23 protein-coding genes are annotated in these 20,004 nt (G+C 56.4%); 15 read left to right on the top strand and 8 right to left on the bottom strand.

Translation table 11 applies throughout. The annotated features are described in order from the left end of the window. Positions 1-68 precede the first annotated feature (68 nt). The 6 genes from artJ to NQ230_RS16135 all read right to left on the bottom strand — a co-directional run bounded on the left by artJ (position 69) and on the right by NQ230_RS16135 (position 4,589). A complete protein-coding gene (gene artJ, locus NQ230_RS16160; protein WP_021240923.1) occupies positions 69-800 on the bottom strand; it encodes an arginine ABC transporter substrate-binding protein ArtJ in 732 nt (243 codons plus the stop codon). A gap of 173 nt (positions 801-973) precedes the next feature. Then, positions 974-1,642 carry an arginine ABC transporter permease ArtM gene (artM, locus tag NQ230_RS16155; protein ID WP_023310940.1) on the bottom strand — a complete coding sequence of 223 codons (669 nt, stop codon included), beginning with the start codon at positions 1,640-1,642 and terminating at the stop codon, positions 974-976. Further along, positions 1,642-2,358 (bottom strand): arginine ABC transporter permease ArtQ, encoded by a 717-nt coding sequence (gene artQ / locus NQ230_RS16150; protein ID WP_166710581.1) that lies wholly within the window; start codon positions 2,356-2,358, stop codon positions 1,642-1,644. Before artQ ends, artM begins: the two co-directional genes overlap by 1 nt. A gap of 6 nt (positions 2,359-2,364) precedes the next feature. Continuing rightward, on the bottom strand, positions 2,365-3,096 hold the full coding sequence (gene artI, locus NQ230_RS16145) for an arginine ABC transporter substrate-binding protein ArtI (protein WP_008500032.1): 732 nt from the start codon (positions 3,094-3,096) through the stop codon (positions 2,365-2,367). 19 nt (positions 3,097-3,115) lie between these two features. Next, positions 3,116-3,844 (bottom strand): arginine ABC transporter ATP-binding protein ArtP, encoded by a 729-nt coding sequence (gene artP, locus NQ230_RS16140; RefSeq protein WP_023310942.1) that lies wholly within the window; start codon positions 3,842-3,844, stop codon positions 3,116-3,118. 226 nt (positions 3,845-4,070) lie between these two features. Beyond that, entirely contained in the window at positions 4,071-4,589 is a 519-nt protein-coding gene (locus NQ230_RS16135; RefSeq protein WP_029739453.1) for a lipoprotein, read from the bottom strand. 97 nt (positions 4,590-4,686) lie between these two features. Here NQ230_RS16135 and NQ230_RS16130 point away from each other — a divergent pair, with 97 nt between their 5' ends. The 3 genes from NQ230_RS16130 to NQ230_RS16120 all read left to right on the top strand — a co-directional run bounded on the left by NQ230_RS16130 (position 4,687) and on the right by NQ230_RS16120 (position 6,731). Next, complete coding sequence (locus NQ230_RS16130; protein WP_023310944.1) at positions 4,687-5,010, top strand: heavy metal-binding domain-containing protein; 324 nt, start codon at positions 4,687-4,689, stop codon at positions 5,008-5,010. After that, entirely contained in the window at positions 5,007-5,837 is an 831-nt protein-coding gene (locus tag NQ230_RS16125) for an N-acetylmuramoyl-L-alanine amidase (RefSeq protein WP_257258208.1), read from the top strand. Before NQ230_RS16130 ends, NQ230_RS16125 begins: the two co-directional genes overlap by 4 nt. Positions 5,838-6,107: 270 nt before the next feature. Beyond that, on the top strand, positions 6,108-6,731 hold the full coding sequence (locus tag NQ230_RS16120; RefSeq protein ID WP_257258207.1) for a helix-turn-helix domain-containing protein: 624 nt from the start codon (positions 6,108-6,110) through the stop codon (positions 6,729-6,731). On the opposite strand, the gene NQ230_RS16115 is transcribed toward NQ230_RS16120, so the two are convergent. Together NQ230_RS16115 and NQ230_RS16110 are read right to left on the bottom strand one after the other, a co-directional pair. Further along, positions 6,732-7,361, bottom strand: a complete 630-nt coding sequence (locus tag NQ230_RS16115; RefSeq protein ID WP_257258206.1) for a type II secretion system protein GspB, cryptic system variant — start codon at positions 7,359-7,361, stop codon at positions 6,732-6,734. Further along, complete coding sequence (locus tag NQ230_RS16110) at positions 7,361-8,926, bottom strand: ExeA family protein (protein ID WP_257258204.1); 1,566 nt, start codon at positions 8,924-8,926, stop codon at positions 7,361-7,363. The genes NQ230_RS16115 and NQ230_RS16110 overlap by 1 nt, the downstream gene beginning before the upstream one ends. Before the next feature lie 300 nt (positions 8,927-9,226). Here NQ230_RS16110 and gspC point away from each other — a divergent pair, with 300 nt between their 5' ends. Genes gspC through NQ230_RS16050 form a run of 12 tightly spaced genes read left to right on the top strand, consistent with a single transcriptional unit; the run spans position 9,227 to position 19,950 of the window. Next, positions 9,227-9,958: a type II secretion system protein GspC gene (gene gspC, locus NQ230_RS16105; protein ID WP_257258203.1), complete on the top strand. Its 732-nt coding sequence runs from the start codon at positions 9,227-9,229 to the stop codon at positions 9,956-9,958. 13 nt (positions 9,959-9,971) lie between these two features. Further along, positions 9,972-11,897, top strand: coding sequence for a type II secretion system secretin GspD (gene gspD, locus NQ230_RS16100; protein WP_121425709.1), 1,926 nt, complete (start codon positions 9,972-9,974; stop codon positions 11,895-11,897). Positions 11,898-11,912: 15 nt separating this feature from the next. Continuing rightward, positions 11,913-13,391: a type II secretion system ATPase GspE gene (gene gspE, locus NQ230_RS16095; RefSeq protein ID WP_306671189.1), complete on the top strand. Its 1,479-nt coding sequence runs from the start codon at positions 11,913-11,915 to the stop codon at positions 13,389-13,391. Beyond that, positions 13,391-14,599: a type II secretion system inner membrane protein GspF gene (gene gspF / locus NQ230_RS16090; protein ID WP_213821920.1), complete on the top strand. Its 1,209-nt coding sequence runs from the start codon at positions 13,391-13,393 to the stop codon at positions 14,597-14,599. Before gspE ends, gspF begins: the two co-directional genes overlap by 1 nt. 3 nt (positions 14,600-14,602) lie before the next feature. After that, on the top strand, positions 14,603-15,052 hold the full coding sequence (gspG, locus tag NQ230_RS16085) for a type II secretion system major pseudopilin GspG (protein ID WP_014169334.1): 450 nt from the start codon (positions 14,603-14,605) through the stop codon (positions 15,050-15,052). Next, positions 15,052-15,537 carry a type II secretion system minor pseudopilin GspH gene (gspH, locus tag NQ230_RS16080; protein WP_121425712.1) on the top strand — a complete coding sequence of 162 codons (486 nt, stop codon included), beginning with the start codon at positions 15,052-15,054 and terminating at the stop codon, positions 15,535-15,537. The genes gspG and gspH overlap by 1 nt, the downstream gene beginning before the upstream one ends. Further along, positions 15,530-15,910, top strand: a complete 381-nt coding sequence (gspI, locus tag NQ230_RS16075) for a type II secretion system minor pseudopilin GspI (protein ID WP_257258199.1) — start codon at positions 15,530-15,532, stop codon at positions 15,908-15,910. Before gspH ends, gspI begins: the two co-directional genes overlap by 8 nt. Next, the gene (gspJ, locus tag NQ230_RS16070; RefSeq protein WP_257258198.1) at positions 15,907-16,518 is read left to right on the top strand and encodes a type II secretion system minor pseudopilin GspJ; all 612 of its coding nucleotides are present in this window, start codon (positions 15,907-15,909) and stop codon (positions 16,516-16,518) included. Before gspI ends, gspJ begins: the two co-directional genes overlap by 4 nt. Further along, positions 16,515-17,525: a type II secretion system minor pseudopilin GspK gene (gene gspK / locus NQ230_RS16065; RefSeq protein ID WP_213821916.1), complete on the top strand. Its 1,011-nt coding sequence runs from the start codon at positions 16,515-16,517 to the stop codon at positions 17,523-17,525. Before gspJ ends, gspK begins: the two co-directional genes overlap by 4 nt. Positions 17,526-17,540: 15 nt before the next feature. Beyond that, positions 17,541-18,674, top strand: coding sequence for a type II secretion system protein GspL (gene gspL, locus NQ230_RS16060; protein WP_257258197.1), 1,134 nt, complete (start codon positions 17,541-17,543; stop codon positions 18,672-18,674). Next, positions 18,671-19,156 (top strand): type II secretion system protein M, encoded by a 486-nt coding sequence (locus tag NQ230_RS16055; RefSeq protein ID WP_257258195.1) that lies wholly within the window; start codon positions 18,671-18,673, stop codon positions 19,154-19,156. Before gspL ends, NQ230_RS16055 begins: the two co-directional genes overlap by 4 nt. After that, positions 19,153-19,950 carry a prepilin peptidase gene (locus tag NQ230_RS16050; RefSeq protein WP_257258193.1) on the top strand — a complete coding sequence of 266 codons (798 nt, stop codon included), beginning with the start codon at positions 19,153-19,155 and terminating at the stop codon, positions 19,948-19,950. The genes NQ230_RS16055 and NQ230_RS16050 overlap by 4 nt, the downstream gene beginning before the upstream one ends. Positions 19,951-20,004 lie beyond the last annotated feature (54 nt).

The following is a 20,004-nucleotide window of genomic DNA, read 5'->3' as shown; positions in this document are numbered from 1 at the left end:
GTGGCGGCTTCGCCTTACCCGGCCTACAGACTACCACCCCCGTAGGCCGCGTCACCCGGCAAAAAACATTACTGCGGGAACCACTGCTCGCTGATTTTCTGGTACGTACCGTCTGCTTTAATCGCTTTCAGCGCGCCGTTCAGTTTTTCCAGCAGGGCTTTGTTATCCGGACGTACCGCGATGCCGAGGCCTGTACCAAAGTACTGTGGATCGGTCACTTTCTCGGTAGCGGTGCCCAGCTGCGGATTGGTTTTCAGCCATTCGTTCACCACGGCGGTATCGCCGAATACGCCATCGATACGGCCATTTTTCAGGTCGATAATCGCGTTCTGATAGCTGTCATAGGCTACGGTTTTCACTTCAGGATGCTTGTCCTGGAGGTACTTCTGGTGCGTGGTGCCGTTTTCCATGCCGATGCGTTTGCCTTTCAGCTGATCGAAAGAGGTATAAGCGCCTTTCTTCGCAATCACGACCGCAGAGTTGGCATAGTACGGGTCGGTAAACGCGACCTGCTTGCTGCGCTCAGGCGTGATGTCCATCCCTGAGATCACCGCATCGTATTTTTTAAATTTCAGTGACGGGATCAGGCTGTCGAAGGCATGGTTGGTAAAGGTGCAGTCGGCCTGCATTTGTTTGCACAGCGCTTTCGCCAGGTCGATGTCGAAACCGACGATCTGGTTGCTGGCATCCAGCGATTCAAACGGCGGATAGGTGGCGGAAACGCCAAAATTGATTTTATCTGCTGCGGATGCGCCAGCGGCGAAGGTGGCGAGTAATGCGGCCAGAACTAACTTTTTCATTGTAATGCTCCCGTCTGTCTTATTTATGCGCCGTGTCTGCGGCATGGATGTACAATGCCATTTAATGAATTTATATGCAATAAAAATGATTAAGTATTATGGAATGGCAAAAAAAAAGCGGATAACCCATCAGGTTACCCGCTCCATAGATACCGTTTTATGCATTCGCGTGGTTAATTTCTGCGCTCAAACGCCAGCGCTTTACGCTCGATCAGGCGCATCATCAGCGTCAACAGACCGTTAACCACCAGGTAGACCACGCCCGCCGCGCCGAACACCATCACGTCATAGGTGCGTCCATAGAGCAGCTGTCCGTGACCCATCACCTCCATCAGAGTGATGGTGTAGGCCAGAGAGGTACTCTTGAACACCAGCACCACTTCGTTGGAGTAAGAGGAGAGCGCGCGCTTAAAGGCGTACGGCAGCAGGATCGCCAGCGTGTCTTTCTTGCTCATGCCCAGCGCCCCGCAGGACTGCCATTGACCTTCAGGAATGGCGCGGATCGCCCCGTAGAACAGCTGGGTGGTATAGGCCGCACTGTTAAGCGAAAGGGCAATCAGGGCACACAGCCACGGTTCAGAGAGCAGATGCCAGATAACCGGATACTCCTGCAGCGACGGGAACTGGCCCGGGCCGTAGTAAATCAGGAAGATCTGCACCAGCAGCGGCGTACCGGTAAACAGGGTGATGTAACCGCGCACAATCCACACCAGCACCGGCGTTTTCAGCGTCAGGATGATGGTGAAGATAAGGGCCAGGATCAGCGCCACGATAATGGACGCCACGGTCAGCGTCAGGCTGGTGTGCAGCCCTTTCATCAGCTCGGGGAAATATTCAAGCATCAGCCTGGTCTCCGTTCAAAGCGCGTCGCACGCAGGTCAATACGCTTGAGGATGTACTGACTGAGCAACGTGATCACCAGGTAGATAGCCGCCGCCACAATGTACCAGGTAAAGGGCTCCTGGGTACGGGTGGCGATGCTTTTGGTTTGCAGCATCAGATCGTTAACGCTTATCAGGCTTACCAGCGCGGTATCTTTCAGCAGCACCAGCCACTGGTTGCCGAGGCCCGGCAGGGCATGGCGCCACATCTGCGGCATAACCAGACGGAAGAAGATGGCTGACTTCGACAGGCCTAACGCCTGACCCGACTCCCACTGACCCTGCGGCACGGCTTTCAGCGCACCGCGCAGGGTTTGCGACGCGTACGCGGAGTAGAGCAGGGAGAGGGCAATCACGCCGCACAGAAACGGGCTGACGTCGAAGTTTTCAATCTGCATCTGCACCGGGATCTGCGTAAAGCCGAGATTGAGGGTAAAGCCGTCAGACAGCGTGAGCAGCAGCTGTGAAGAGCCGAAATAGATAAACAGGACCACCAGAATTTCCGGTAGCCCGCGCAGCACGGTGACCAGCGCGGAGCCTGTCCAGGCGACGGGGAACCATTTCGCGGATTCCCACACCGCAAAGAACATCGCCAGCACGAGGCCGATAATCAGTGCGCAAACGGCAAGGCCGACGGTCATCCCGGCGGCGCTTGCTAAAGGAAAAATTTCATTCATCAGGAATTACTTCTGGAACCATTTTTTGTAGATGGTTTCGTAGGTGCCGTCTTTCTTCACTTTTTCCAGCGCAGCGTTGAATTTCTGCTGCAGCTCAGTGTTGCCCTGACGAACGGCAATCCCCAGACCGGTACCGAAGTAATCCTTATCGGTCACTTTGTCGCCCACTGGCGCCAGCTTGTCGTTGGCCTTCAGCCACTCGGTCACGACCGCGGTATCACCAAATACGCCGTCGATACGGCCATTTTGCAGATCCAGCTTCGCGTTCTGGTAGCTGTCATACGGAACGGTGGTGATTTCCGGATGTTTATCCATGATGAATTTCTGGTGCGTGGTGCCGTTCTGCACGCCAACTTTTTTACCTTTCAGCTGATCGACAGAGGTGAATTTACCTTTCTGACCAATGAACAGGGCGGAGTTGTCGTAGTAAGGGGTGGTGAACAGCACCTGCTTTTCACGCTCCGGGGTGATGTCCATACCGGCCATCACGGCGTCGATACGGCGGAACTTCAGACTTGGGATCAGGCTGTCGAACGCCTGGTTGCTGAAGGTACAGGTCGCGTCGATCTCTTTACACAGGGCGTTAGCCAGGTCCACGTCGAAGCCAACAATTTTATTGTTCGCATCAATCGACTCAAACGGAGGGTAAGAGGCTTCCGTGGCGAAACGAATGGTCTGGGCTGCGGTAGCAGAAAGGGTAACGCCAGCAAGCAGCACGGCAAGTAATACTTTTTTCATTATATTTCCCCTGACACAATCAATGAGATAAATAGTTTTTGAAGGCATCGGTTTGCGGGTTCGCGAAGCAGCTCGCATCACCTTGCTCAACGATATAACCGTTTTCCATGTAGACCACACGGCTGGCGGTTTTACGCGCCACTTCCACTTCGTGGGTGACGATAACCTGCGTAATATTGGTTTCCGCCAGCTCGCGAATGATGCTGACGATCTGGGCGGTGATTTCCGGGTCCAGCGCCGCGGTGGGTTCATCAAACAGCAGTACCGCAGGCTCCATCATCAGCGCGCGGGCAATGGCCACGCGCTGCTGCTGACCGCCGGAAAGGTGCAGCGGATAGCGGTCGCTGTAAGGCTTAAGACGCAGACGATCCAGCAGCTTTTCGGCACGGGCGATCGCCTGATCCTTGCTTAACCCCAGCACGCGGCACGGCGCTTCAATCAGGTTTTGCAGGACGGTCAGATGCGGCCAGAGATTGTATTGCTGGAAGACCATGCCGACGTTTTGACGCAGTTCGCGAATCGCTTTATCAGACGGCGTTTTCGCGAAATCAAAATGGTTACCGGCAATCGCCAGCGTACCTGAACGGGGCATTTCAAGCAGATTAAGGACGCGCAGAAGGGAGCTTTTGCCTGCACCGCTTGGGCCAAGCAAAACCAGCGTTTCGCCTTCCGGGCAGTTCAGCGTGATGTCAAACAGCGCCTGGTGTGCGCCGTAGAAGCAGTTAATGCCGTTTAGTTTAATACTCATCGGGGCAGTCTTTACTCATCCAGGCAATCTATAGCAATTGAGGCCGCAGATAGTACCGTTGACAGAATAGTTATGCAATATTTATGCGTTAAAAGTTAAATATAACCCGCGTTTCCTCTTAAACATAGCACAAAATAGCGAACGGTAAGGTCGGCGAGTATAAATGTCGGCATTCCGCATGAAATGCCGCACATTTTACGGGGGTTACCAGGTTGTATCGGCGAGTTTAGCGATTCTCAATCGACTGGCGAAGCGTGCCTGCCGGGGCATGAACGCTGCCGCCCACGTAGCGCACGTCGTCTACCGCCCAGCACTGTCCTTCACGGATCATCAGCACTTCATCCTGCCAGGTTTGGGTTCCCTGCGTCAGCTTCACGCGCAGCGGAATATTGCGGGCATCGGTATTCGGGATGGTTGACGCGCTGGCCACTTCGGCGCTGTCCGGCAGCGTGGTACGGCTGGAGAACGGATCGGATTTCAGCAATGTGTTATGCTGCGGATCGCGGGTGGCGTCGTTAAGCAGTTTTGCCAGACCGTCGCTCAGATACGGGCGCAGGCCGGTGAGATCGTTGCTGCGGTGCTGAATGCGATAATCATAGAACTGCTGCGCCACGGTGTCCGGGCCGCCCTCGATGCAGGGGCCGCTGCGGGTACCGATATCCTTAAAGGCTGGCGTGACCGTGGTGGTACAGGCGCTGAGCACCAGCGCGCAGGGCACCAAAAGTGTTAAAGCAGAATAGCGCATGTTGATTTCCTTATTTATTAACTATCCTTTCAATCATAGCGTAACGAACCGATAATGCTGTGCCTAAGGCATTGAACGCTAAAGAAGGAGAGAAACCATGCAGTTTTCAACAACGCCAACCCTGGAAGGGCAGACAATAACCGAGTATTGCGGTGTGGTTACCGGCGAAGCGATTCTCGGCGCCAATATCTTCCGCGACTTTTTTGCCGGTATCCGCGACATCGTTGGCGGCCGCTCGGGCGCATACGAAAAAGAGCTGCGTAAAGCGCGCGAAATCGCCTTTAAAGAGCTTGGCGAGCAGGCGGAAGCCCTCGGCGCCGATGCGGTTGTGGGGATTGATATCGACTACGAAACGGTCGGGAAAGACGCCAGCATGCTGATGGTGAGCGTAAGCGGTACGGCGGTGAAAACCCTCCGATGAGGCGTTCGCTTTCCACGCTCCTGCTGGCGCTGCTGCTGGCAGGGTGTGCCACTGAAAAAGGGATCATCGACAAAGGTGCCTACGAGCTGGATACGCGCCATCAGGCGCAGGCGGCTTACCCGCGCATCAAGGTGCTGGTTATCCACTACACCGCGGATGATTTTGACAGCTCGCTGGCCACGCTGACGGATAAGAACGTCAGCTCTCACTATTTGATCCCGGCGAAACCCCCCGCCCCGGACGGTAAGCCGCGCATCTGGCAGCTGGTACCCGAAAGCGAACTGGCCTGGCATGCGGGCATCAGCTTCTGGCGCGGCACCAACCGCATCAACGATACGTCTGTAGGCATTGAGCTGGAGAATCGCGGCTGGCAAAAAACGTCGGGCGTTAAGCACTTTACCCCGTTTGAGCCTGCGCAAATTGCGGCGCTGGTGCCGCTCGCCAGAGACATTATTACCCGCTACAACATCAGGCCTGAAAACGTGGTGGCCCATTCGGACATCGCTCCGCAGCGCAAAGACGACCCCGGTCCGCTGTTCCCGTGGCACCAGCTCGCTTTGCAGGGCATTGGCGCATGGCCCGATCCGGCACGCGTCGCGTTCTATATAAACGGTCGTCCGCGCTATCAGCAGGTGGATACCGGGACGTTACTCGATCTCCTCGCGCGGTATGGCTATGAGGTGCCGGCTGACAGCACCCCGGCGCAGCAAAAGCGCATTATCACGGCGTTCCAGATGCATTTCCGGCCTGACCTGTGGAACGGCGTCGCGGACGTCGAAACGATGGCCATTGCCGAAGCCCTTCTGGAGAAATACGGGCAGGGGTGATCCTACGGTCGCCCCCGAATGCCTTAGCTCATCCTGACTCTCTTCAGATTAATCTTAAGTACAAACTCAATTCATTTTTAGTTAATTGACTTAAAATTATCCGGATTTAAGATAGACACATAGCTTGCTAAGTAATGCGGCAAATAAATATATCGCAGTTATTCTTTATTTTTCTCCTTGAGAACGCCATCAGGAAAATATTCAAAGGTTAAGGCTTTTTTTGCCTTGTGCCTGCATTTTTAAATTTCACATCTTAAATCGGGTATAACAATGTTAAGCATCTATGCGAAAAAATTACGTCCGCAACATGAAATGGAAGCCATTATTTCTGCAACCTCAGGCTTAGAAGAAAAAACCTTAAAGAAATGGCAGAAAATATCCACGTCTGATTCACAATATATTCATATTATCGTCAGCGGCGAAGTGGAATTCCGACGCGAATCCGACGAGCTGTGCATGTTCACAGTAACGGGCCAGTGCATCTTTGGTCTCTCGTCGATGTACTACAATTCAACCCATATGTACGGGCTGGTTCGCGCCAACACCGTGGTGCGCTCGATCAAGAAAGAGGTCTTCGCGCAGCTGATGACCGATAAAAACTTATGGCCTGAGTTGACCAAAGTGCTCTCCTGGTACATCTGCATGCTGAGCAAACGTGACGATGTGCTGGTTGCCCGCAGCGCTTACGCCGTTGTGCGTGAATTCCTGTACGAGATTAATGAACTGATCGTTCATCATCAGCGTGATATTAATATCTACGATTATATTCAGGAATACACCAACCTGGCGCGCAGTACCATTATAAAAATTCTCTCCGACCTGAAAAAAGGTCAATATATTGTTGTGGAAAAAGGACGACTCCTTAACCTGACAACGTTGCCTGAAAAATATTAATTACTCCAGCCGGTCGCCTTTCAGACTTAAAGGCGATCGGTCATCCACCTTATGTAGCACCCTCGACTGTGAATTATCCTGCGTTTCGTCCACCGGCGGCGCGGGAATTTTGCCTTGCGAATAATCTTGCTCCTGTTCTTTTAACGCCTGCTTAAACAACTCGGTTAACGAGGTATCCTCACTGCCTGCGCTGGCGGGAGCGACATCATGCGCTTCGGTGCCGGGTAACGTATCCCGCGACGTATCGTGCGGTTCGGCACCGTCGGGGGCCTGCTGCCAGTCGGCATCGTCGCTGTTAATCGGCAGATCCTGCATGGCGGGGATCTCGGCCTGCACCGGCGCCGGTTTCGGATGAGGATGCGGGAACGGCTTGCTCACATACACGTAGTGCATATCGGAAAGCTGCGTTTCGGGTTTCGCGACGCTCGCTTTTTTTACCGGTTCCGGCGCAGGATGACGCAGGCTCCAGTAAGTATGCGCGTACACGCCCGCCATCAGCATGGCGCACAGGCCCAACGTCCATAAAAAGGCGTTGCCGAAGACTTTTCTCAGGCTGGGAAGGCGGTACGAAAACCAGACCGCTTCCCCGGTAGTGTAGCTGCGCTGGGCAGCAAGACAGATGGTAGACATCAGGAATGCTTCTCCTGCTTTTTAGCGTCCGGTGTGGAGCGCGAGGCCTGTATTAATACGCTCGGCGTGGAATGGGTTTCCCGCATTAACTGCATCAGCGTATCTTCCCCTGGAATGCCATCCACGTGCAGATGCATTTGTTGCTGGAACTCACGGGTGCGTTTCATCATCTCCGTTGTCCAGGTCTGGGCATGGGTTTCCGGCTGGTTAAGGGCCACGCTCAGCTGCTGGTCAAGCCAGCCCATGTCTTTCGCATCGCTGGCGGCGCTGATGGCGTCTTTGCCATCCGGCGTCAGGCGGTGCAGCTGGGTGTAGTTCCCGGTGGCATGCTGGTTAAACCAGCTGCGGCTTACCTGCCAGGTACGGTTGTTCATCAGCAGGTCGAGCGAGTTATCCCCGACGCGGGCGACCACGGCATAGTTGAGGTGGTTGCCGGTTTTCAGCTCGCTCACCCACGGATAGCCTTCCTGCGCCAGCGCCTCCGGTGAGGCGTTCCCCTGCTTACACATCAGGTTCACCTTCGCGGCGTTTTGACACAGGGCATCGTCCGCCGAGGCGTCATACCCCCACATCAGATAGAGCTGATGCATCGCATCCGGCTGATTCACCACCTCGTTGTCGATAACCGGCACCACCGGGGCCTGAACGCGCGGCGTCTGCTGTTTCCAGCTCGCGGGAACCGGGAGCTGAACCGGAAGTTTTGCTCCGATCGAGGAGGTGAAATACCAGCCGCAGGCGGCAAACAGCACGGACGCGAATAAACCGACGGTAGCCAGGCGCTTGCCGTGTTTTTTCGCAGGCAGCGTCTCGCCTGCCGCCAGCCGTAAATGACGCGGGCTGACCTGTGCTGCGCGTTCGGTCCAGGCGGCCAGCATCGACAGGTGCGCCAGCTCGTTCAGCTTGCTGATATTCCCCCTGGTTAGCGCATGCATCTTGCGCACGCGCGCCGGTGTGAGCGGCCCGTTCTCGCACCCGTGCTCTTCACACTGCGCCTGCATGTAGCCGAGAAACTCCCGGCAGGTAAGGGGACGCAGGGTGTGACGGGTGTGAGCATATTCGCGCAGCTCAGGTTGCTGCATCAGGACGGTGTCCTGATCCGCAGCCCCCATCAGCACGATGGACAGGCGAAACTCCAGCTCCCGCGCGCGCGTCAGCAGCATCGCCAGCACTTCCCGACAGGTGTCCTTCATGGCTTCGGTATGGCTAATCACCAGCACTTTTGACCGGGTTTTTCCCCCTTGCCACTGGTGCAGTACGGCATCCACCGCCTGAAGCCGGTTCTTGCTCTCTTTCGTTCCCGGGTTGAGTTTGTACAGCAGGCTACTGGCACTCAGTTTTGGGAACGCGTTGATGGCAAGCACGCCAGGACTCGCGGACTTCAGGGCATCGCTGAACTGGCCCAGCAGCGGAGCATCGTCAGCAAAGAGCCCAGTAATCCCCGCCCGTTGGGTTTTCTCTTTCAGCAGGTTGAACACGTCCTGATGATAAGGCACCAGAAAATCCCCGGATTCACGGGTTATTTTCCGAAAGGGCGGATTTTTAAAATTAAAGTGGCTCTGATACATAACGACTTACCGTCTCTGATTAGGAATAGCAACAGGACGAGAAAGTAAAGCAACGCTATAGGGTGGTCAATTTGCGCACAGGGTAAAAATATCCTGCCGATGAGGCCTAACATCTGGATTTTATACGGTCAATATTTTTCTGTATGAAAGTTAGCGGCAAAGTCGGTGGTTGTTTTTACAGCGGGAAATTATTCTTTGCTCACATATTGGCGCAGCACGATGCTGCTTATTTTCGCTTTGTTAAAGGCCAGATGAAAAATGAGGTTCTCATTTCTGTCACGGTGGATAACGCCTTGCATTATGTTCGTGCTGTTAATTTTTTGCGGCCAGCAAGGGTATCTGACGTTTAAAGATTATAAAAAAGTTACGAATAAGTTGGCTAATTCTGATGCGCAGCCGCTGAAAACGCCTCGTAACGAAAAGAAATTCACGCTTTTTACCGCAGCAGTTCGTCAGGATAACGTTCCGACGGCGGTAAAAGCCCCGCTGGCAGCGGAGATCGAAGGGATCGTGCGCAGCGATGACGCCTGGCTCTCTTTCGCGGTTATCAAAACGCCGGGCGGCCAGAAGAGCTACCGTGAAGGCGAGCCGCTGACCGGTTTTAACGATGCCTTTATTCAGGAAATAAACAAAGACAATGTGGTGGTTAATTACGAAGGTGCTACGCAGGTACTGGCGTTAAATAAACCTGATTATTTTAAGGGCGGCGTTGACAGCGGCCCGGTAACCAAATCGACGAAAGATGCAGGCGCGGAAAGCGTGCATCTGGATGATTATCTGGTGCTCAAACCATTAATCGAAAAAGGCCAGCTGGAAGGCTACAACATTAATCCAAGGAATGCCTCCTCCTTCTACAGTCATTCAGGGCTGAAAAAGGGTGACGTGGCAGTAAAAGTCAACTCTGTCGATATGACCGACGAAGCAAAGGCAAAAAGTATTATTGCCAGCTGGTCGAAAATGAAAGAAGCGGAGGTCGTCGTCAGACGTCACGCTCACCTTGAAAATATTCGGGTTAATGTTCTAAACAATTAACAAGTGTACAGACATGAAGAAATTTCCTTGGGCGTGCGTGGCGCTGACCGCATTGTCGTTATATTCGAGTTCGCTGCTTGCAGCCAACTTTAGCGCGAGCTTTAAAAATACCGATATCCGCGAGTTTATCGATACGGTAGGCCGCAATCTGAATAAAACCATTCTCGTCGACCCGTCCGTTCAGGGCTCGGTGTCGGTGCGAACCTACAACGTGCTGACGGAAGATGAGTATTACCAGTTCTTCCTGAGCGTGCTGGATCTGTACGGCCTGTCGGTGATCCCGATGGATAACGGCATGGTGAAAGTGGTGCGCTCAAGCGTCGCCCGCACCGCCGGCGCGCCGCTGGCGGACAGCAAAAATCCGGGCAAAGGCGATGAGATCATCACCCGCGTGGTGCGCATGGAAAACGTGCCGGTGCGCGAACTTGCCCCGCTGCTGCGCCAGCTCAACGACGCCACCGGCATCGGCAACGTGGTGCACTTCGAGCCCTCCAACGTGCTGCTGTTGACCGGTAAAGCCTCGGTGGTGAACCGCCTGGTGGATCTGGTGCAGCGCGTCGATAAAGACGGTATTCAGCGTCGCGAGATCGTGCCGCTGCGCTTTGCCTCCGCCAAAGAGCTCTCGGACATGTTGAACAACCTCAACAACGAAGAGCAGAAGGGGCAGAACGCGCCGCAGCTGGCGACCAAAGTGGTGGCGGATGACGAAACCAACAGCCTGGTGATCAGCGGCTCGGAGGATGCGCGCATGCGTACCCGCTCCCTGATCCATCAGTTGGATCGCGAGCAGAACAACGAGGGGAATACCCGCGTCTTCTATCTCAAATATGCCAGCGCCACGAAGGTAGTACCGGTGCTCACCGGGATTGGCGAACAGCTGAAAGACAAGGCCGGCACGCCGAAGGCGAAAACCGCCACCGCGTCCAGCGATCTGAACATCAGCGCCGACGAGTCAACCAACTCGCTGGTGATCACCGCCCAGCCTAACGTAATGAACTCTCTGGAGAAGGTGATCGACAAGCTCGACATCCGCCGTCCGCAGGTGCTGGTGGAAGCGATCATTGCTGAAGTGCAGGACGGTAACGGCCTGGATCTCGGCGTGCAGTGGACCAGCAAGCACGGTGGCGTGCAGTTCGGCTCCACCGGCCTGCCAATCAGCCAGATTAAGAACGGCACCATGAAGGGGGCGAGCTTCACCGGCCTTGCGACCGGCTTCTTTAACGGCGATTTCGGGGCGCTGATGACCGCGCTCTCCACCGACGGCAAAAATGACATTCTCTCCACGCCAAGCGTGGTCACGCTGGATAACAAAGAGGCGTCGTTCAACGTCGGTCAGGACGTGCCGGTGCTTTCCGGCTCCCAGACCACCAGCGGCGACAACGTCTTTAACTCCGTCGAGCGTAAGACCGTCGGTACCAAGCTGAAAATTGTGCCGCAAATCAACGACGGCGACATGATCCACCTGAAGATTGAGCAGGAAGTCTCCAGCGTCGACAACAGCGCGACGGAAGACGCCAGCCTCGGCCCAACCTTTAACACCCGCACCATCAACAACGAAGTAATGGTGCACAGCGGGCAGACGGTGGTGCTCGGCGGCCTGATGGAAAACGTTACCAAGCAGTCGGTCTCCAAAGTGCCGCTGCTGGGCGATATCCCGCTGGTCGGCCAGCTGTTCCGCTACACCTCACAGGATACGTCTAAGCGCAACCTGATGGTGTTTATCCATACCACCGTCCTGCGCGACGACGACAACTACAGCGCGGCGTCGAAAGAGAAATATGACCAGATCCGCGCCCGCCAGCAGCAGCGCCTGGAAGAGAAAAAGCTCGGCATTATCGAGCCCACGGATAACGCGGTACTGCCTGCGTTTCCCGTTGACGCCAGCGCCGCGCCGGTAAAAACCAGCGCCAGCGCACCGCGCAATCCGTTTAAGCACTAAGGCGGAGAGGGCACCGTGGACGAACTGACTAAAACCCTGTGTAGCAGCAGCTACGCAAAAGATAACGGCGTTCTGTTTTACAACAACGACGTCTATATCCGTGAAGACACCCCGGCGTTTGCACTGCTGGAGGTGCGCCGGGTGCTGGGACGCGCGTTCGTCCCGGTGACCCTGACGCCGGAAGCCTTTGATGAGCTGCTGGCCAAAATCTGGCAGCAGAGCAGCGGCGTATCGCAGCAGCTGGTGGACGATATGGACGCCGATATCGACCTGATGGCGTTAACCGAGGAGATCCCGGACAACGAGGATCTGCTCGATAACGACGAAAACTCCCCGGTGATCCGCCTGATCAACGCCATCCTCGGCGAGGCGGTGAAAGACGGCGCGTCGGATATCCATATCGAAACCTTCGAGCGCACGCTGAGCATCCGCTTTCGCGTTGACGGCGTGCTGCGTCCGGTGCTGCAGCCGGCGCGTAAGCTCGCGCCGCTGCTGGTGTCGCGCATCAAGGTCATGTCAAAACTGGACATTGCCGAGAAGCGCCTGCCGCAGGATGGCCGTATCTCCCTGCGCATTGGCCGCAAGGCGATCGACGTGCGCGTGTCGACCATTCCCTCCCAGTACGGCGAGCGCGTGGTCATGCGCCTGCTCGACAAAAGCAACCTGAAGCCCGACATCAACAAGCTGGGCCTGATTGATGAAGAGCTTGAGAAGTTAAAAGGACTGATTGACCGCCCGCACGGCATTATCCTGGTCACCGGGCCCACGGGCTCCGGTAAAAGTACCACCCTGTACGCCATTCTCTCGGCGCTGAACGGCCATGAACGCAGCATCCTGACCGTTGAGGACCCGATTGAATACGAGCTGGAAGGGGTGGGGCAGACGCAGGTTAACCCGCGCGTGGACATGACCTTTGCCCGCGGGCTGCGCGCCATTCTGCGTCAGGACCCGGACGTGGTGATGATCGGGGAAATTCGCGACGGCGAAACCGCGCAAATTGCGGTGCAGGCGTCGCTCACCGGTCACCTGGTCATGTCTACGCTGCACACCAACAGCGCCGCAGGGGCGATTACCCGCCTGCGCGATATGGGGCTGGAGTCTTTTTTAATCGGTTCATCGTTGCTCGGTGTCATTGCCCAGCGTCTGGTGCGTCGGCTGTGTACGCACTGCCGGACCACCAGTCCGCTGGACGCCAATGAAAAAGCGCTGTTCAGCTTTATGGACGCGCCGCCCAAAGCGATTTACCGCGCGGTGGGCTGCGAGCACTGCCGCCAGAGCGGCTATCAGGGCCGCGCCGGTATTCATGAATTTCTGGTGGTGGACAGCACCATGCGCCGCGCCATCCATGAAGATAAGGACGAAATGTCCATCGAAACGCAGCTCTTTAAGCAGGCCTACAGCCTGCGCGAAAACGGGCTGCTGAAGGTGATTAGCGGCGTAACCTCTCTGGAAGAGGTGATGCGCGTCACCGCCGAGCGCGGGGGGGATGCGTAATGGCCTTCTACGCCTGGACGGCGACAGATGTGGCGGGCAAAACCCAGCGCGGCACCCTGCAGGCCGAGGGGCAAAAGCAGGTTCGCCAGATGCTGCGCGAGCAAAAGCTGATGCCCGTCAGCATCACCGAAACCCGCGAGGCGGCGGCATCCGGGAAAGCCAAAACCGGGGCTAAGCTCTCCACGCCGGTGCTGTCGATGTTTACCCGTCAGCTCTCCACGCTGGTCAACGCCGCGCTGCCGCTGGAGAGCGCGCTGAAGGCCATCTCGAAGCAGACGGAAGACAAAAAGCTGGCGGCGATGGTGGTGGAAATTCGTGAAAAGGTGGTGGAAGGGCACACGCTGTTTGACGCCTTCAGCCAGTTTCCGCGCACCTTCGACAAGCTCTACTGCACGCTGGTGATGGCCGGTGAAAAGACCGGCCACCTGGGCGACGTGCTGGAGAAGCTGGCGGAGTACAACGAGCAGCGTCAGAAGATGAAAAGCAAGCTGACGCAGGCGATGGTCTATCCGATTACCCTGACGGTGGTGGCCATCGCGGTGATCAGCATTCTGCTGGTGGCGGTGGTGCCGCAGGTGATCGAGCAGTTCACCCACATGAAGCAGCAGCTGCCGATCACCACCCGCACGCTGATTGCGGTGAGCGATTTCCTGCAGGCGTACGGCATCTATATTGTCGGGATCCTGGGCGGTGGGTTTGTCGGCTTCAAAACCTGGCTCAGGAATGCCAAAAACCGTTTTCGCTGGAACCGCTGGCTGGTAAACGGTTCGCCGATTAAAAAGCTGGTGTGCGCCATCAACAGCGCCCGCTACATCCGCACCCTGAGCATTCTGCAGGCCAGCAGCGTGCCGCTGCTGGAGGGGATGTATATCGCGATGGACGGTATCGAAAACCTCTACGCCCGGCAGGTGCTGGAGCAGGCCGCGGATACCGTGCGCCAGGGGGCATCGCTTTACGCGGCGCTGGAGCAGGCGAAGCTATTCCCGCCGACCATGCTGTACATGATTGCCTCCGGCGAAGAGAGCGGGGAATTGGGCAATTTAATGGACCGCGCGGCGGAAAACCAGGAATCGGCATTACAACATCGCATTACGTTAACGCTGTCGGTATTTGAACCGGCGCTGGTGGTATCCATGGCGACGATTGTTTTATTCATCGTGCTGTCAATATTACAACCGCTTCTGCAACTTAATAATATGGTAGGTTAAATCATGGCTATAAAAAGAAAACACCTGGCTCGCCAGGCGGGCTTCACGTTACTCGAATTAATGGTGGTGATCGTTATTCTCGGCGTTTTAGCGAGTATGGTGGTGCCAAACTTAATGGGCAATAAAGAAAAAGCGGATACGCAAAAAGCGACCAGCGATATTGTCGCGCTCGAAGGCTCGCTGGATATGTACAAGCTGGATAACCACCGCTACCCGACAACCGAGCAGGGTTTACAGGCGCTGGTGACCAAGCCAGAAATCGCGCCCATCCCGAACGGCTACCGCGCCGACGGCTATATTCGCCGCCTGCCGCAGGATCCGTGGGGCGGGGATTATATCCTGGTGAGCCCGGGCGAACACGGTGCGGTTGACGTCTTCTCTGCCGGTCCGGACGGTGAAGCCAATACCGCTGACGATATTACGAACTGGTCTCTGGATAAGAAAGAGAAATAATGAAACGTCAACGCGGCTTTACGTTGCTGGAAATTATTCTGGCGCTGGTGATATTTGCCAGCTGCGCCATGATGGTGGTGTCAACAATACCCTCGCGCAGCGGTGCGGATATATTTGGCCAGCAATTAAAAGCCCTCGTTGATTATGGTTCTGACCGCGCGGTGATGGACGGCAATATTGTGGGGCTGGTGATGACCACGGATAACTATCAGCTGGTGACGCTTGAAGATAAAAACGGCGAGCGCCGCTGGGTGCCGTTATCCGCGGGGCGTATTACCACCAAAGGCGATTTCCCGGAGGAGATGCACGTTTCGCTCTCTCCCCAGCGCCTTGCCGCCACGGTGTCGTCCGACCCGCAGGTGCTCTTTTTGCCGGACGGTGAAATCAGCCGCTTTACCCTGACGCTGCAAAGCTACGACAAACAGCACCATTTCCGCGTGGTGTCGCAAGGTGCGGCCCCGGTATCGGTAGAAAACGATGGCTAACGGCAAGAACAAGCAAACGGGCATGACGCTGCTGGAGGTAATGGTCGCGCTGGTGATCTTCTCCACCGCCGCGCTGGCGCTGATGAACTCGGTCTCCCTGAACGTGCGTTTTACCCACGGGCTGGCCGACACCTTGCAGGCGAGCTGGGTGGCGGAAAATCAGCTGGCAGAAGCGCAGCTCGCCAAAACCGACTTCCCGGATGCTGAGCAGCAGGGAACGGAAATCATGGGCGGACGCAGCTGGAACTGGCGCAAGCAGCGGGTCAAAACCGCCGATAACGGCTGGGCTAACGCCATCCGCGTCTATGCGGAAGGCGACGACAGCCAGCCGGTTATCGCGCTGCAGATCGCTCCGCCGGGAGAGAGCAAGTGAAGAACACCCGACGCCAGCGCGGTTTTACCCTGCTGGAGATCATGATTGCGCTGACCATCTTTGCGGTGATCAGCACCCTGGCCTGGCAAATTCTGGACGGCGCGATGCGCACCAGTTCGGCCACCGATGCCAGCGCGGCGAAGCTCAATCAGCTCCAGCGTGCCTGGAACCTGATGGAGCGCGATTTCTACCAGCTGCAGGCGCGCGCGCCGCGCAACGAGCCGGAACTGTTTCGCCAGGCGGACGATGCGCTTGAGCTGACCACGCTGAACGGCGTGAGCGGAACGATCCAGCTGGAGCGCGTGCGCTGGCGGCTGGAAGCGGGGCGGTTGTATCGCGACGTCTGGCCGGTGATTGACGGCCCGGCGGACGTTAAACCCGACGAGGTTCCGATTGTCAGCGAGGTGAAATCGCTGGAGTGGCGTTTTTACCGTCAGGGCTGGCTGAAAAGCTGGAGCGACCCTGCGCACCTGCCGGACGGCGTGGAGCTGACGCTGACCATGGAAAACGGCGACACCTGGCGCTGGGTCTTTACGACGCCGGGCGATCTGCCTGAGGCCGCTGCGCCAGCGCCAGCGCCACAGCCGGCACCGGAAGTGAAGCCATGAGCCGATTACAGAAACAGAAAGGCGTTGCCCTGCTGGTGGTGCTGATCCTGCTGGTGATGATGTCGGCGCTGGCCGCCAAAATCAGCCAGCAGTTCTGCCGCAACCTGCAAAAAACGCATTACCAGGTAAGCCAGCAGCAGCTGCGCTGGGCGATGCAGGCCCAGGAAAAGGTGGTGAAAGACCGTCTGCAGGCTGACGCCAGCGGGGAAAGCAAAGCGCTCTCCCTCGATGGCGACTGGCATCAGCCGCTGGAAACCCGCGGCGAAGACTACACGGTGGTCAGCCAGGTGGAGGACGCGCAGGACTGCTTTAACGTCAACAACCTGCTGGCGGTCGAAAAAATTGCCCAGGGACAAACCGCCCCGGCGGTGCCGGAAAAGCCCCGCAGAGAGCAGATTGTTGAACAGCTTCTGACGCAGAGCGGCCTGAGCCAGACCAACGCGGAAGAGGTGTATCTGCAGTTGGTGGACTATCTCGATGGCGACACGACCACGGCCAAAGAGGGGGCAGAGACCGATGCCTGGGCAGGTGTGGTCCCCGCTCGCCAGCCGGCGAACCAGATAATGCGCACCATTGCCGAGATCAAGATGCTGCCTGCGTTTCCGGCTGCCGCTTATCCGAAGGTGAGCAAGCTGCTGTGCGCGCTGCCGGACTCCGCCAGCAGGGTGGATGTGAATACCCTTAAACCGGAACAGGCCGCCTTACTGGCCGCCCTGTTCCCCGGAAAACTCAATGAAGATGATGCCGCTCGCCTGATCGAATCGCGTCCTGAAACCGGCTGGGAAAATATGGAAACCTTCAGCAAAGCGCTGGAGCAGACCTTTCCGCAGTTAAAAGACGACCTCCCGCAGGTGGCCGACTATCTCTCCATTAATAGCCGGTATTTCCGCGTGAACTATACCGGCAATACCGATGAATTAACGCTTCGCGTGGTGAGCCAGCTTCAGGTGAATAACGAAGCCGGTGAGATCGTGACGTGGCAACGTCGTTACCGAATGATTGAATAAGAAAAGTAGAACGCTATGAAACAGGTCCTTTTTGTTCGTCCCGACAGCCGCGAGGGCGGGAAAATAATGTGGTGTGTCTCCGGCAGCGAGCAGGTTGAGGTACTGGAGAGCCTGGATGCGCTGGCGGACCATCCTCTGGCCGCCCGCGTCTGCCTGCTGCTGCCCGCCAGCAGCATGATCTTCCGCCACTTTACGCTGCCGAAGAAAATTGCCTCACAGGCGACGGCGTTCTCGTGGATGGCGGAAGAGACGCTGATTGGCGACGTAGACAGCCTCCACTGGACGGTGCTCCACAAAAAGGGCGCCGAAGTTGACGCGGTGGCCATCGACGCTGACTGCCTGCGCGGGTGGTTAAGCCGCTGTCAGGAGGCCGGATTAAAGGTGATTCAGGCGCTGCCGGATGCGTGGCTGCTGCCCGTGACGGCGGGCGGCAGCACCCTTGTCGCCCTGGACGACAGCTACTGGCTGCGTTTATCGCCGCATGTTGCCAGCGAAATGGAGGTGAGCCTGCTGCCGCTGCTGATGCAGAAAGCCGGAGAGGGGGACGTGTGCTGCTACGGTGACGCGCCTGCTGGTGTCGACGTTGACGTCGGTCACCCCTGGCAGCATCCGCTGGTCCTGATCCAGCCGCAGTGGCACGCCTGCCGCGTCACGCTCCTGCACGGTGAATTCAGCGCTAAAGCGGGCTCGGGTAAGGCGTCGAAGGGCATCAAGGCGGCAATCGCCGCGGCGGGCTTGCTCTCGCTCGGCCTGTTGCTGGGGCCGCGCGTCGCCATGGCCTGGATGCTGGTGCAGCAGGAAAATGAGGTTCAGCAGGAGATCCTTCAGGTTTATCAGCACCATTTCCCCAGCATGCGCCAGCAGACCAACCTCAAATATCACTTTGGTCAAAACATGAAGAAGCAGACCAAAGGGGTCTTTTTGCAGCTTGAAGAGCTGGAGAAAGCCAGGCAGAGCGTGCCGGCAATGGAAATCGAACTGCTGGAATACGACGCCCAGCAGAACACGCTGACGCTGAGCGTCAGTTCGCAAAACCAATCCGCGTTGCAGACGTTTGTAAACCAGGCCGGTGAATATTTTGATTTCACCTTACAGCCGGTTTCGACCTCTGCACCTTATACCGCCATGATCGCAGGGAAATATAAATGAAAGAGCGAATCACGCAGCTTAAGTCTCGTTATCAGAATTACAGCGCCAGGGAAAAAGTTATTCTGAAAATATGTGCCGCCGCACTATTGGGGGCGGTCGTTTATTACGCGGGCATGATCCCGCTGGATAATATTATTCAAAATAGTAAAGCCACGCTGACCAGACAAAAAGAGACGCTAAACTGGATGCGCAGCGAAATAGATAAAAATCACCTCCAGGTTCAGATTGTCAAAACGGATAATCCACGCACGGTGGTAGAGAACAGCGCGCAGGAAATTCATCTACCCCTGACGGATGTTCGTCAGGATGGGCAAACCTTATCGTTCGTGGTCAACCGCGTTAACGTCTATGAATTAAAGAACTGGCTGCGCGAAATCAACCAGACTTCCGGCGTTCGGCTGCAGAAAATGAACCTCACGCCGGTCGATCACCTCAGTGATGTGAAAGCGGAAGTCCAGCTCACCTGGAGCAAAACGGCATGAGTGCCTTCGCGCTGATGCGGGACGTTTACCCGATAGGGTTCCCGGTAATGAGTGCGATCTTCGGCGGTATTGTCGGGAGCTTTCTTGGGGTGGTCGCCGAACGCGTGCCGGGAATGGTGATGGAGGAGGAAGGGAGCGGTAATCTGCTTTTCCCGGCCTCACACTGCCCGGTGTGCCAGCACACGCTGTCCGCCTGGGAGAATATTCCACTGGTCAGCTGGCTTTTATTGCGTGGCCGTTGCCGCCAGTGCAGAACGGCAATCCCCTTGCGGATATTTTTAATCGAACTTTTTTCCGCACTGTTTTGCGGCATCACCGCCTGGTGGATGCCGGACATTCAGTCCCTCTTTGCCGTGTGGCTGCTGGCCGCCTTTTTGCTGCCCCTGGCGATGATCGACTGGCGGCACCAGCTCCTGCCGGACTGCCTGACTCAGCCGCTGTTATGGGCGGGATTACTGCTGCATGCGGTTGACCACCAGCTGCCGCTGAGCGATGCACTGTTCGGTGCGGTAGCGGGCTATCTCTCGCTCTGGCTGCTCTACTGGGCCTTTCGCCTGCTGACCGGGCGGGAAGGGTTGGGATATGGCGATTTTAAGCTTCTGGCAGCCTTAGGCGCCTGGTGCGGCTGGCAGGCGCTGCCTTCAATTGAGCTCGCCGCAGCGTTGAGCGGTATCGCAGGCTATTTCGCGTTAAATAATTTAAATAAAAATAACCTCACTATTTCTTTCGGTCCCTATCTCTCATTTGCTGGAATAGTGGTGTTTATTGCGCAGCAGTTTGCTTTCATCTTTTAAATATTCAGGTCAAGTTTTTTTATAAATTTTTTCGACGGTGGAAGAGAAGGATGT

Source organism: Enterobacter asburiae (genome assembly GCF_024599655.1).
GTDB lineage: Bacteria > Pseudomonadota > Gammaproteobacteria > Enterobacterales > Enterobacteriaceae > Enterobacter > Enterobacter asburiae_D.
This window is presented reverse-complemented; position numbering and strand designations above follow the sequence as displayed.